Origin of the sequence: Cruoricaptor ignavus (assembly GCF_014961145.1) — a bacterium.
GTDB lineage: Bacteria > Bacteroidota > Bacteroidia > Flavobacteriales > Weeksellaceae > Cruoricaptor > Cruoricaptor ignavus.
In genome coordinates this window covers 535932-549819 of the sequence record NZ_CP063145.1, presented here as the reverse complement: position 1 = coordinate 549819, position 13888 = coordinate 535932, and the positions used below count along the sequence as shown (strand labels likewise).

Annotated in this window: 12 protein-coding genes; 9 read left to right on the top strand and 3 right to left on the bottom strand. The window is 45.1% G+C overall.

The window, feature by feature from the left end; genetic code table 11:
• Positions 1-4 precede the first annotated feature (4 nt).
• The 6 genes from IMZ16_RS02530 to IMZ16_RS02505 all read left to right on the top strand — a co-directional run bounded on the left by IMZ16_RS02530 (position 5) and on the right by IMZ16_RS02505 (position 7220).
• Complete coding sequence (locus IMZ16_RS02530) at positions 5-499, top strand: DNA-deoxyinosine glycosylase (RefSeq protein WP_193440360.1); 495 nt, start codon at positions 5-7, stop codon at positions 497-499.
• A 96-nt stretch (positions 500-595) separates the two neighbouring features.
• Positions 596-1645, top strand: a complete 1050-nt coding sequence (gene queA / locus IMZ16_RS02525; protein WP_193440359.1) for a tRNA preQ1(34) S-adenosylmethionine ribosyltransferase-isomerase QueA — start codon at positions 596-598, stop codon at positions 1643-1645.
• A gap of 91 nt (positions 1646-1736) precedes the next feature.
• Positions 1737-2771 carry a 23S rRNA (adenine(2503)-C(2))-methyltransferase RlmN gene (gene rlmN, locus IMZ16_RS02520; protein WP_193440358.1) on the top strand — a complete coding sequence of 345 codons (1035 nt, stop codon included), beginning with the start codon at positions 1737-1739 and terminating at the stop codon, positions 2769-2771.
• Positions 2772-2784: 13 nt separating this feature from the next.
• Positions 2785-3666 (top strand): hypothetical protein, encoded by an 882-nt coding sequence (locus IMZ16_RS02515; protein WP_193440357.1) that lies wholly within the window; start codon positions 2785-2787, stop codon positions 3664-3666.
• Positions 3667-3707: 41 nt separating this feature from the next.
• The gene (locus IMZ16_RS02510; protein WP_193440356.1) at positions 3708-4685 is read left to right on the top strand and encodes a polyprenyl synthetase family protein; all 978 of its coding nucleotides are present in this window, start codon (positions 3708-3710) and stop codon (positions 4683-4685) included.
• A gap of 105 nt (positions 4686-4790) precedes the next feature.
• Entirely contained in the window at positions 4791-7220 is a 2430-nt protein-coding gene (locus IMZ16_RS02505) for an alpha-ketoacid dehydrogenase subunit alpha/beta (protein ID WP_193440355.1), read from the top strand.
• A gap of 93 nt (positions 7221-7313) precedes the next feature.
• On the opposite strand, the gene IMZ16_RS02500 is transcribed toward IMZ16_RS02505, so the two are convergent.
• Entirely contained in the window at positions 7314-7577 is a 264-nt protein-coding gene (locus tag IMZ16_RS02500; RefSeq protein WP_193440354.1) for a hypothetical protein, read from the bottom strand.
• 139 nt (positions 7578-7716) lie between these two features.
• Between IMZ16_RS02500 and lpdA the strand changes: the two genes are divergently transcribed.
• Positions 7717-9108, top strand: coding sequence for a dihydrolipoyl dehydrogenase (gene lpdA, locus IMZ16_RS02495; protein WP_193440353.1), 1392 nt, complete (start codon positions 7717-7719; stop codon positions 9106-9108).
• Between the two features lie 184 nt (positions 9109-9292).
• On the opposite strand, the gene IMZ16_RS02490 is transcribed toward lpdA, so the two are convergent.
• Complete coding sequence (locus tag IMZ16_RS02490) at positions 9293-10132, bottom strand: ion transporter (protein ID WP_193440352.1); 840 nt, start codon at positions 10130-10132, stop codon at positions 9293-9295.
• Positions 10133-10178: 46 nt separating this feature from the next.
• Between IMZ16_RS02490 and IMZ16_RS02485 the strand changes: the two genes are divergently transcribed.
• On the top strand, positions 10179-11276 hold the full coding sequence (locus IMZ16_RS02485; protein WP_193440351.1) for a Nif3-like dinuclear metal center hexameric protein: 1098 nt from the start codon (positions 10179-10181) through the stop codon (positions 11274-11276).
• Positions 11277-11278: 2 nt separating this feature from the next.
• Positions 11279-12064, top strand: coding sequence for a zinc ribbon domain-containing protein (locus IMZ16_RS02480; protein ID WP_193440350.1), 786 nt, complete (start codon positions 11279-11281; stop codon positions 12062-12064).
• A gap of 27 nt (positions 12065-12091) precedes the next feature.
• Here the strand turns inward: IMZ16_RS02480 and IMZ16_RS02475 are convergent, their stop codons facing one another.
• Positions 12092-13867, bottom strand: coding sequence for an AMP-dependent synthetase/ligase (locus IMZ16_RS02475; RefSeq protein WP_193440349.1), 1776 nt, complete (start codon positions 13865-13867; stop codon positions 12092-12094).
• Positions 13868-13888: the final 21 nt, after the last annotated feature.

Sequence of the window (13888 nt, the reverse complement as noted above, 5' to 3'; positions counted from 1 at the left end):
ATTAATGAGCGAAAATCGGGTTTGCTCGTTCCCACCTATTGTTTTTCCGGATTCAAAAATTTTGATTCTGGGCTCGATGCCTGGCGTAAAATCGCTGGAAATGCAGCAATACTACGCTCATCCGCAAAATAAATTCTGGAAAATTCTTTTCGAGATTTTCGGTGAAGAATTTACCACGGATTATGAATTGCGGAAGGAATTTTTGGCAAAAAACAAAATCGCAGTGTGGGACACCATCGAAAGCTGCACGAGGAAAGGCAGCCTGGATGCTGACATTAGGAATGAGGAAGCGAACAAAATCCGTGAGCTTTTGGAAAATCATCCGCAAATCCGGGCGATTTATTGTAATGGTCAAAAATCTTTTGCCAACACCTTAAAATTACTCGGTAAAGATTTCAGGCTTCCAATTTTTGCAATGCCTTCCACAAGCCCTGCCAACGCATCAATCCCCTACCAAACCAAGCTGGAGCGCTGGAAGGGAATTTTAGATTTCGCTTGAGGATTCATTTAAGGTTGTCCCAAATTGTCAACCGCTTGACTTCCGCTTTTCATTGTCGTATCTTTGCAGGCTGAATTTTTAAACCGTAATTTAAAGATGAAAACTTCTGATTTTAATTTCAATCTGCCAGACGAACTTTTGGCAGAGCATCCGTCTGAGCACCGCGACGAAGCAAGGCTGATGGTGCTGGACAGGAAAACGCAAACTATTGAACATAAGCTGTTTAAGGATGTCATCGATTATTTCGATGAGGGCGATTTGTTCATTTTCAATAATACCAAGGTTTTCCCGGCAAGGCTGTACGGCCACAAGGAAAAAACAGGCGCGAAAATCGAGGTTTTCCTGCTGAGAGAGCTGGATGCAGAAACCAGGGTTTGGGATGTGCTGGTAGATCCTGCGCGGAAAATCCGCATTGGAAATAAGCTGTTTTTCACGGAGGATGAATCGCTGGTTGCTGAGGTGATTGACAACACCACTTCTCGTGGAAGAACGCTGCGCTTCCTTTATGACGGCAGCTACGAAGAATTCCGCCAAAAACTGAAAGACCTGGGCGAAACGCCTCTGCCAAAGTACATCAAGCGGCCTGTGGAGCCAGAAGATGCGGAACGCTACCAGACGATTTATGCCAAAAATGAAGGTGCTGTGGCAGCGCCAACCGCCGGACTTCACTTCTCGAAACACCTGATGAAGCGGATGGAAATCAAGGGCATCAATTTTGCGGAAATCACGCTGCATGTAGGTTTGGGAACTTTCAACCCGATTGAAGTGGAGGATTTGAGCAAGCATAAAATGGAATCTGAGGAGGTGATTATCACCGAAGAGCAGGCGAAAATTATCAATAATGCGGTGGATGAAAACAGGAGGATTTGTGCGGTGGGCACTACCACGATGCGTGCGCTGGAAACATCCGTTTCTTCCAACCGGAAAATTGGGCCGTACCAGGGCTGGACGAATAAGTTTATTTTTCCGCCACACGATTTTGGCGTGGCAACATCGATGATTACGAACTTCCACACACCGAAATCTACGCTGATAATGATGATAGCAGCCTTTGCCGGAAAGGATTTCGTGATGCACGCCTACGAAGAAGCCATCAAGGAAAAGTATAAATTTTACTCTTATGGCGATGCGATGCTGATTCTGTGAGAACAAAGATTTTAGAGCCAAAAGTGAAGAATCAGAATTTAGTAACTCTCTGCTTGTAGAACGGCTCAGTTTTCACCTTTTCACTTTTTAAATGGAGGATCTTCGCAAACTTTCACTTCAGAATCTTACCGATTTTTTTGTGCAAATCGGTGAGAAGCCGTTTCGTGCGAAGCAGGTTTACGACTGGCTTTGGAGCAAGAACCTGCATTCCATCGATGAGATGACGAATCTTTCGAAAGATTTGCGAGAGAAACTTTCGGCACATTTCACCATAAAGCCAGCTTCGGAAGATGTAGTGCAACATTCGGTGGACGGAACCATAAAAAACGGCGTGAAACTGCACGACGGATTAACGGTGGAATCCGTTCTGATTCCCACAGAAACCCGTACCACGGCCTGTGTTTCTTCTCAGGTGGGATGCTCTCTGAATTGCGAATTCTGTGCAACCGCCAAGCTCAAAAGGATGCGTAATCTTGAAGTTGCGGAAATCGTAGATCAGGTGGCATTGATTGACAAGCAGAGCAGGGAAAATTTCGGAAGGCCGCTCAGCAACATTGTGTTTATGGGAATGGGCGAGCCGATGATGAATTACAAAAATGTGGTGGATGCCATCCGGAAAATCACCGAGCCGGAAGGTTTGGGTATGTCGCCACGAAGAATCACGGTCTCAACTTCAGGGATTCCCAAAATGATAAAAATGCTAGCAGACGAAGATCTGAAGGTAAAACTCGCGCTTTCGCTGCACTCTGCCATCGAAGAAACTCGTAACGAAATTATGCCGTTTTCGGAGAAATTTCCATTGACGGAAATAATGGAATCGTTGCAGTACTGGTACCGGAAAACTGGCTCTGTAATTACCTTTGAATACTGTGTTTGGGGCGGAATCAACGATGATGATGCGCACATCAAGGCGCTGATAAAATACTGTAAGAGGGTGCCTTCGAAAGTGAATCTCATCCAGTACAATCCGATTGGTGAAGGGAAATTTGACCATAGAAATCCTGAGGTGGAAGAGCGGTATTTAAGGGAACTACAGAAAGCGGGAATTACCGTGATGGTGCGCAAAAGCAGGGGTGGAGACATCGATGCTGCCTGCGGACAACTGGCAAATAAAACGGCGGTTTAATTAAATTTGCAAAATGAAAAAACTACTTCTTTTTTTATACCTAACTATCTCGTTTTCAGCGTATTCTCAGAAGATTGAAAATTTTGACCTGAAGAAATTCCGGGTGGCTACGCTTCCTGCGGAACTGCGCGAAACTTCTGGGCTGGCCTTTTACAAGGGCGAACTCATCACCATCAATGACAGTGGGAATTCATCCGAAATTTTCGTGATGGATAAGCGGAATGGCGCCGTGAAATCTCGCATAAAACTACCGCTGCGAAACTATGACTGGGAAGCAATTTCTACGGATTCTACCAGTATTTTTGTGGCAGATTTTGGTAATAATGCAGGGAACAGAAAGGATTTGCAGATCCACAAGATTTCCTTGCCGGTGGATTCTTCGTCGATTAAAAGCATTAACTTTTTCTACCCTGAGCAAACGGATTTCGCGGTGCGGTTCGGTGCGCACGATTTCGATGCGGAGGCCCTAATCATCAAGGATGGCAAGCTAAATGTGTTCACGAAGGAATGGGCTTCCAGAGGTGTGAAACGCTACATCCTGAATGACGAAGCCGAACTTCAGCCAGCACAGAAAATTGAGGAATTCAGCATCGGTTTTATGGTGACGGATGCTGCATATTTCCGGCAAAAACTTTATTTCGTAGGCTACACGAAAAAGCTGGAAGTTTTTATGGCCATTTTTGATGAGGATGATAAAGGCCTGTTTTTCAATACCTTACCTAAAAAATATTTCCTCGGCGAAAGCACAATCCTTGGCCAGATTGAAGGCATCGCGGTAAACGATGAGGGCATCTACATTTCGGGCGAGGAATTTAATGCGCGGCTTTTCAAGGTTCCGCAGTCGTTTTACTTCATTCCGCACGAAAAATTTCCTGGCAGCATTTCCGCCGAATAGCCTATATTTGTGAGATTTTTAGACAGAATTTCCGGAAAACGGTGGCAAACGCGATAGAAGAAATCAAAAGGCCGATAGCTGAGGAGATGAAACTTTTCGAGAAAAAGTTTCGCGAATCGATGCGCAGCAATGTGGCTTTGCTGGACAGGGTGACGCACTTTATCGTGACCACGAAGGGCAAGCAGATGAGGCCGATGTTCGTGTTTCTCACGGCAAAACTGGTGGGCGAAGTTACGGAAAAAACTTACCGCGGCGCATCGATGATTGAGCTGATTCATACCGCAACGCTTGTGCATGATGATGTGGTGGACGAAAGCTATAAACGCCGTAACTTCTTCTCTATCAATGCTTTATGGAAGAATAAAATTGCAGTGCTGGTTGGCGATTTTCTTCTGGCAAAATCCATTTTGCTGCCTTCCGAAAATGATGAGGTTGATTTGCTGAAAGTGGTTTCCCGGGCGATAAAGGAAATGAGCGAGGGCGAGCTGCTTCAGCTGGAGAAAGCACGCAAGCTGGACATCACGGAAGATGTTTACTACGAAATCATCCGGCAGAAAACGGCAGCGCTGATTGCTGCGTGCTGTGAAATCGGTGCGGTTTCCAATGACTGTGATGAGGAGCTTGCCGTGAAGATGCGGAATTTCGGGACTTATACTGGGATGGCTTTCCAGATTAAGGATGACCTTTTCGATTATTTGAGCTCGAATGTTATAGGGAAGCCTGTGGGCATCGATATTAAGGAGCAGAAAATGACTTTGCCGCTGATTTATGTTCTTTCCAAATCGCCAGAAAAGCAGCGCAAATACTATTTCGACACGATAAAGCGGCACAAGAATAATTCTAAGCGCGTGAAGGAACTCATTGAATATGTGAAACTTACGGGTGGTTTGGATTATGCTGTGGGCGTTATGAACGATTATCTGCAAAAGGCGAAAGACATTCTGAATGAATTTCCTGATTCCGAAGCGAAGACTGCGCTTCACAATCTTTTGGACTATGTTGTAGAGCGCAAGTTTTGATTTTCCGCTTGAATTATTCTTAAATTTTTTCCAATAAATTATTAATTCCGCAAACTGAAATTTCGGTTTGAAATATTTTGCTATATTTGTTGGAAACTACTGCAAATGTCCTCAAACTTTATTGAAACACAGACGCTTTCTTTTGAAGATTTCCGAAAAAACATCCTCGATGATTACAAACTTGGCAGAATTTCTCGCGAAATGTCATTGATCGGCAGAAGGGAAGTTTTGACAGGAAAAGCCAAATTCGGAATTTTTGGAGACGGTAAGGAATTACCACAATTGGCGATGGCAAAGGTTTTCCGGGATGGAGACTGGAGGGCAGGATATTACCGTGACCAGACTTTTGCGATGGCCATAGATGCGCTTACTGTGGAATCCTTCTTCGCGCAGCTTTACGCTGATACCGATGTAGAAAGGGATCCTGCTTCAGCGGGACGACAGATGAATGGCCACTTTGCAACGCGAAGCCTGAACGAGGACGGCAGCTGGAAAAATTTAACAGAACAAAAGAATATTTCATCCGATATTTCGCCGACTGCTGGCCAAATGCCGAGAGCTTTAGGATTGGCCTACGCATCCAATGTTTTTAAAGAAATTGAATTTGAAGATTCGCAAAAATTTTCACGAAAAGGTGAAGAAATCACATTTGTGACAATTGGGGATGCTTCTACCGCGGAAGGCCACTTTTGGGAAACGCTTAATGCGGCTTGCGCATTACAAGTTCCGCTGGTTGTGGCGATTTGGGATGATGGTTATGGAATTTCTGTGCCTACTCAAAACCAAAGAGCGAAGGCGGATATTTCTGAGATGCTGAGCGGTTTCCAAAGGAAGGATGGCGAAAGGCAGGGCTGCGAAATCATACAGGTGAAGGCCTGGGATTATCCTGCGCTGATGGACGCTTTCGCAAGAGCGGAGCAGTTTGCAAGGGCAGAAAGCGTGCCTGTAGTAGTGCATTGTGTGGAGGTTACGCAGCCGCAGGGACATTCAACTTCCGGGTCGCACGAAAGGTATAAAAATGCCGAGCGATTGGGTTGGGAAGCGGAGTTTGACGGCCTTGTGAAATTCCGGCAGTGGATTCTTAATTATGCTCAGGAAAATGAAGGCGTTACGCTGAAACTGGCCACCGAAGAAGAGCTGGCAGAGATAGATGCTGAGGCGAAAAAGCGTGCGAGGGACGGACAGAAAAAGGCATGGGAACTTTACCAGAAAAGCATTACCGATATTCGTGAAAAGGCACTGCCTGCTGTGGAAAAGGTAATTGCGGAAAATTCAGGAATGGAGGAGATTCTTTCCGAATTTAATAAAAAGGTTTCTGTTGCGAAAAAGGAAATTTTCACATTGGTAAGAAAAGCCTTGATTTTTTCACGAAATAATAAAACTGAAAACCGCGCGGCTTTAGAACAAATTTATCGTGAAATTAATGAGGCAGAGCAGGAAAATTATTCTTCTCACCTTTATTCTCAATCGGAATGGAGCGCGCTGAATGTTGCGGAAATTAAGCCGATTTATTCTGAAAATTCCGAGGAGCTTGACGGAAGGGTGGTGCTTCGGAACAATTTTGACAAGATTTTTGAAAAATATCCGCAGGCTTTGGTTTTCGGTGAAGATACTGGAAACATAGGCGATGTAAACCAAGGCCTGGAAGGGCTTCAGGAGAAATACGGTGCGCTGAGAATCAGCGATACAGGAATTCGCGAGGCCACCATTCTTGGGCAGGGCATAGGTATGGCAATGCGTGGCCTGAGGCCGATTGCGGAAATTCAGTACCTGGACTACATCCTGTATTGCCTGCAGGGAATGAGCGACGATTTGGCAACGGTGCAGTACCGCACAAAAGGCGGGCAGAAAGCGCCTGTAATCATCCGCACAAGAGGGCACAGGCTGGAAGGCATATGGCATTCCGGTTCTCCAATGGCAGGAATTCTTAACCTGGTGAAAGGCATTATGGTGCTGGTTCCCAGGGATTTAACGCGTGCCGCCGGATTTTATAACACAATGCTACAGAGCGACGATCCGTGCGTGATTGTGGAGTGCCTGAACGGCTACCGCCTGAAAGAGAAACAGCCGGATAATATCGGAGAATTCACGGTGCCTGTCGGAAAAATTGAAATTACGAAGCCAGGCAGCGATATTACGCTGGTAACTTACGGCTCAACTTGGAAGGTTGTAACCGAGGCTGCGAACGAACTTGAGAAACTTGGGATTTCTGCGGAAGTTATTGATGTTCAATCACTTATACCTTTTGATTTGGCTGGTGAAATTGCGGAAAGCGTGAAGAAAACCAGCCGGCTTGCCGTGATTGATGAAGATGTGGAAGGCGGAGCGTCTGCGTTTATTTTGCAGCAAATTCTCGAGAAGCAGAAGGCCTTCCGATATTTGGACAGCGAGCCGATTACCATTGCGGCGAAAGATCACAGGCCTGCCTATGCGAGCGACGGCGATTATTTCAGCAAGCCATCTGCCGATGATGTTGTGGAGAAAGTTTACGCGCTTTTCCACGAGAGCAATCCGGGGAAGTTTTTGAGTGTTTAAAAACTGAGCAGAAAGCTTCAAGGAAAAAGGCGAATTTAAAATTTCTTGCCTACGCTTGCGGTGCTCTTGTGCGAAAATTTCAGCCTCACTCTTTCAGCTAAAATTTCCAAAAAACCCAAACTTCCTGGTTTCCTCGATTTTCAAAAGGCCGTGGGCAATAAGATCCTCTACAAACTCTTCTTCGCTGCTATGTCGCAATTTAATGTCTTCAAAAGTTGCCTTACGGTGCGCATAGGTGTCCATAAATGCCTCATTTGATTCAAAATGCTGCATATCGTGTCGCCTCATCCAGGTTACGAATTGCCTGTGGTCGGGCGCAATGGTGCTTTTGTTCCTTTTTACAAGCGTATATTTCATGGTGGAGGTTTGCAGACAAATTTACTTAAACTGATATATATCATCATATTAATTTTATATTAAAATTTGTAATGTGCATTACCAGGAAGGGATGACTTTTAGACTGTTTTTTTCGTAAATTCGCAGAAAGTTTTTTACAATGAACTACGATATCATCGTCATCGGTTCTGGTCCCGGTGGATATGTTGCGGCAATTCGTGCGGCGCAGCTTGGTTTTAAAACGGCAATCATCGAAAAGGAAAACCTTGGCGGCATCTGCCTGAACTGGGGATGCATCCCTACCAAAGCCCTGCTGAAATCTGCACAGGTTTTCAATTACTTGAAGCACGCCGAAGATTACGGCCTTAATAAAGTGGAAAATCCTGGCTTTGATTTTGGCAAGGTAGTGCAGAGAAGCCGCGGCGTAGCGCAGAAGATGAGCGGCGGAATTTCCTTCCTGATGAAGAAGAACAAGATTGATGTAATTATGGGAACGGCGAAGCTGAAGCCAGGCAAAAAGGTTTCTGTTTCGGCGGAAAATGGCGAAACGAAGGAGTATTCTGCAAGCCACATCATCATAGCAACCGGTGCCCGTTCAAGAGAGTTGCCGAATCTTCCGCAGGATGGCAAGAAAGTCATCGGCTACCGCCAGGCCCTGAATTTGCCGCAGCTTCCGAAGTCGATGATCGTGGTAGGCTCCGGAGCGATAGGTGTGGAATTCGCGGATTTCTACAACTCTATGGGAACGAAGGTTACGATTGTGGAATTTATGCCTACAATTCTTCCGGTGGAAGATGAGGAGGTTTCTAAGCATATGGAAAAATCCCTGAAGAAATCCGGCATTGAAATTATGACGAGTTCTTCTGTGGAAAGTGTGGATACTTCCGGCGAAGGCATAAAAGCGAAGGTGAAAACCAAGGACGGCGAAACCACGCTGGAAGCGGACATCTTGCTTTCCGCGGTGGGCATCACTTCCAATGTGGAAGGGCAGGGCTTCGAAGAGGTGGGCATCAAAACCGAGAAAGGCAAGGTGGTGGTGAACGAGTGGTACGAGACTTCTGTGCCGGGCTACTATGCAATTGGCGATATTTTGCCGACGCAGGCTCTGGCACATGTTGCGTCTGCGGAAGGCATTACCTGCGTTGAAAAAATCAAGGGACTTCATACGGAAAAAATCGATTACGGCAATATTCCTGGCTGCACTTACTGTCATCCCGAAGTGGCATCCGTAGGCCTTACGGAAAAGCAGGCGAAGGAAAAAGGCCTGGAAATAAAGGTGGGGAAATTCCCGCTTTCAGCTTCTGGGAAAGCCACTGCTAACGGAAATACGGATGGCTTCATCAAAGTGATTTTCGATGCGAAGTACGGTGAGTGGCTGGGCTGCCATATGGTGGGCGACGGCGTAACGGATATGATTGCGGAAGCTGTGGTAGCGCGCAAGCTGGAAACTACGGGCCACGAAATTCTGAAATCCGTGCATCCGCACCCTACAATTTCCGAAGCGGTGATGGAGGCTGTAGCCGCAGCATACGGCGAAGTGATACATATTTAAAGAGCCAAGGATTTTTAAGTAAAAAGTAAGAAGTTGGTGCTTCAACAGGCTCAGCGTGACAAATTATTGATTTCAACTGTGTCAAAGCTCTAAACTTTGACACAGTTTATTTTACGGTAAAAGGCAAAAGTAAAAAGGCAAAAGTGGTTCAGCCTGATGGTTTTAGCTTAGATCTTTTATTTTTTTAATTGACAAACTTCTCGCTGCATTTTTTGCAGTAAACGGCATCCAGATCATTATCGGTTTGGCAGCGTGGGCAGGCTTTGCAGCTCCTCGCCTGTTCCCGAAAGCGCGCCGTAACGATACCGGTAGGTACGGCGATGATGCTATAACCGGCAAGCATCACCAAGATGGACAGGAATTTACCAATTGCGGTAGAAGGGGTGGCGTCACCATAACCTACGGTGGTAATTGTAACCACCGCCCAGTAAATACTTTGAGGAATGCTGGTAAAACCTTCGCTACCGCCCTCTACTACATGCATGGCCGCGCCGATAATAGTTATGAAGATTATCATAAAAAGCAAGAAAACATAGATCTTCCTGGAACTTTCTTTTAATGCGGAGACGATGTAATGCCCGTCATTCATATAGTCTGCAAGATTGAAAATCCGGAAAATCCTGAGCAGGCGCAGCATCCTGAAAATCATAAAATAATGTAAATCAGGGTATACCATTCCCAGATAGAACGGCACAAGGGATAAGACATCCAGCAGACCGAGAGGGCTGAGGATATAATCCTCCTTGTTTTTTACGGAGAGGATTCGCAGTAAATATTCAATAGTGAAAATAGTGGTAATTGCCGCCTCGGTGTAGAAAAACACACGGTGGTAGAGGATGTCGATTGCCGGTACGGTCTCCAGCATAATCACCATCGTACTTATGACGATCAATATGAGGAGGATAATATCAAAAATCTTCCCGCCAGGCGTATCCGAATAATAAATGATTCGGAAAATTTTTTTCAGAAATTTATTGTTTACGGGCACCAAGTTGTGTTCTGGCCTAATTCTATGCGTTTCCAAAGCAGAGGTTTTTCACTGCAAAAATATTAACTTAGCAAAAAAACCGATGACAATTCGTGATTTTTCTGGATGGCTTGACGAAAAATTCAGCATCCGGCAGGCTGAAGATTTTGATAATGCAGGCTTGCTCTGCGGAAAAGCGGACAGGGAAATCCGTGCCGTGCTGATTTGCCACGATGCGCTGGAAAGCGTTGTGGATGAGGCCCTGCAGAAAGATGCGAATTTTATCTTGTGCTTTCATCCCATCATTTTTTCGGGAATAAAATCTTTAACAGGAAAAAACTATGTGGAAAAAGCGGTGATGAAGGCCATCGAAAATAAGGTGGCGATATATGCGGTGCACACGGCTTTCGACAATGATTATTGGGGCGTGAATTTTGCGATTTGCGAAAAATTGGGGCTGGAAAATCAGAAGATATTAATGCCGAAGAAGGAAAACCTGCAGCAGATAGTGGTGCATACGCCGAAAGATGCGGTGGAAAAGGTGAAGCAGGCGGCCTTTGATGCTGGTGCAGGAAACATTGGCTTTTATGATGAATGCTCTTTCAAAGTGAGTGGTGATGGCACTTTCCGGCCTTTGCCCGGTTCAGATCCTACCACCGGAGATATTGGTGAGAGGGAAGAGAGCGCGGAAGATATGCTGTTCTTCATCTTTGAAAAATTTAAGCAGAATAAAATCCTGAACGCGATAAAAGCCGTGCACCCGTACGAAGAAGTGGCGTACCAAATTTATCAGCTGGAAAATGAAAACCAATATTCCGGTTTGGGAAGGTACGGCGATTTTGCCGAGGAAATTTCCGCGGAAGATTTCCTGCAAAAGGTGAAGGAAACCTTCGGGCTGAAAGTGATACGGCATTCGGAAAATTTTGGCAAGAAAATAAAGCGGGTAGGTGTACTGGGAGGAAGCGGCGCGTCCGGAATTTCGGCGGCAAAGGCTGCAGGCTGCGATGCGTACCTCACTGGCGATTTGAAATACCACGATTTTTTTCAGGCGGAAGGCAGGCTGCTGCTTTGCGACATCGGGCATTTCGAATCGGAGCAGTGGGTAAAGTTGCAGCTTTTTAAAATTTTGTCCGGAAAATTTAGTAATTTTGCCGTCTTACAATCAGAAGTAGATACCAATCCTGTAAAATATTACCTGTAACAATGGCGAAAACGAATACCGAGATTTCCGTAGAGGACAAGCTGAGAGCGCTGTATGATTTGCAAATCATCGATTCAAGGCTGGATGAGATCCGAAATACGCGTGGCGAGCTGCCGATGGAAGTGGAAGACCTTGAGAACGAGATAGAAGGGCTGGAAAAGCGCGCCGAAAAGTTCCGCGCCGAGATTAAGGAGCAGAACGATGAGATTAAAAATAAGAAAGAGGTTATTAATCATGCTAATACCCTGATTGAGAAGTATAAATCTCAACAAAATAATGTGCGTAACAATAAGGAATTTGAATCTTTGGGTAAGGAGATTGAATATCAGGAGCTGGAAATCCAGCTGGCGGAAAAGCGCATCAGGGAGTTTGATGCGAAAATTTCTTTAAAGAAAGAGAACCTTGACGAATTGACTGAAAAAATAGCGAGCTCTGCAGAACATCTCAAGTTTAAGAAAAACGAGCTGGAAGGCTTAATCAGCGAAACGCAGAAGGAAGAAGAATACCTGCTTGAAAAATCTCAAGAGTTTGCGGCAAAAATCGATGAGAGGAATCTTGCTGCATACAGGAGAATCCGCGAAAATTCCGTGAACGGGCTTGCTGTGGTAGGCGTAGAAAGAGGTGCAGCGAAAGGCTCGTATTTTACAATACCGCCGCAGAAGCAAATGGAAATAGCCCAGAGGAAAAAAATCATTATTGATGAACATTCCGGGAAAATCCTCGTAGATGACGAACTTGTGAATGAAGAAAATGAAAAAATGAAGGAAGTGATAGCATTTCGTGAATAAAAAAAACCGCTGAAATCAGCGGTTTTTTTATTTTCTGCCGTACAGCTTATTGATTTTATCTTTATATTTTTCTTTAATTACCTTTCGTTTCAGTTTCAGAGTTGGTGTCAGCTGGCCACCATCGATTGACCATACATCTGCAGTAAGTTCAATTTTTTTAATTTTTTCCCACTTGCCAAGGCTTTTGTTCAGCAATCCGATATCCTGCATTATCCGGTCCTTTAAAAGCTGATTTTCTGCAATCTCTTCCGGAGTTCGGCCGATATCATATCCTTTCCGCTCTGCCCACATTTGTGCAAAATTAAAGTCCGGCTGAATGAGCGCGGTCGGCATTTTTTCACCTTCGCCTACCACCATTATCTGTTCTATAAACTTTGAAGCTTTAGCCTGATTTTCAATTATTTGCGGTGCAATATACTTTCCTCCGGAAGTTTTAAACATTTCCTTCTTGCGGTCGGTGATTTTCAGGAAACCATCCGAGTCCAGATGCCCTATGTCGCCCGTTTTAAAGAAGCCGTCTTCCGTGAACGCTTCCTTGGTAATCTCATCGTGGTTGTAGTAGCCCATAAAGACCGAAGGCCCTTTCACATTAATCTCGCCATCCTCAGCGATGCGTACCTCGTAGCTTTTCAGAGGCAGCCCCGTGGTCCCTATTTTGTTGTGCTGAAAAGAATTTACCGATATTACAGGAGAGGTTTCCGTAAGCCCATAGCCTTCCATTACCGGGATTCCTGCATTGGTAAAAAGCTTGTTGATGCGTTCTGAAAGCGCCGCAGAACCGCAAATAAGAGAAACAATATTTCCGCCAAGTCCTTCTCTCCATTTGCTGAATACGAGTTTGTCGGCGATGTGCTCGCGAAGGTTGGAAGGCTTACCGGTAGTATTGCGGCATTCGTTCACTCTAAGAGCCCAGTGGAAAATCTTTGATTTTATTCCTCCTGCCTGATCGCCCCTCTCATAAATTTTGTCATACATTTTCTCCAGCAGCCTCGGTACCACGGTCATATAATGTGGTTTTGCAAATTGGATATTTTCACTAATATTTTCGATGCTGTCAGAAAAGTTAATAGAAATACCGTTATAAATATACAGATAATACACCATTCTCTCAATTACATGGCATATCGGCAATACACTTACCGCACGAAGATCCCTATAATCTGCATTGGCATCAATGGGGAACCGCTCGCTGCATTCCATCATATTGTTAATCAGATTTTTATGGCTCAGCATCACGCCCTTTGGCCGCCCAGTAGTGCCCGAGGTGTAAATGATTGTCGCCAGATCTTCGTGTTTAATGTTTGCTGAAATCCCGTCGACCTCCTTCTGATTTTCCTCAGGAATACCGAGGTGATAGACCTCTTTCCAGCTTGCCGCCCCGGGGATATCGTCAAAAGTATAAACCGCCTTCAGTGTGGGCACTTCCGACCTGATTGCCTCTACTTTTTCGTAAAGTGAAAGGTCTGAAAGAAAGCAGTAGTTTACCTGCGCATCATTAAAGATAAATTTATAATCCTGCTCGGAGATCGTAGGGTACACAGGTACGGAGACCGCGCCGACTCTGGAAATCGCAAATTCTGCCAATGCCCATTCGATACGGCTGGAGGAGGTTATAAGCACAATTCTGTCTCCTGGTTTAATGCCGAGTTTCAGTAGGCCGCGGGCAAGCGTGTTGCCCATATTGATAAACTCCTCTGTACTGATTTTCTGCCACACCCCGTTGAGTTTGGATGCCATCATCACGGGCTGAGGATAGCGGTTTAATGCATAGTATGCTACATCAAATAAGCGTTCAACTTTCATTTGTTTAATTTTTCATAAAGT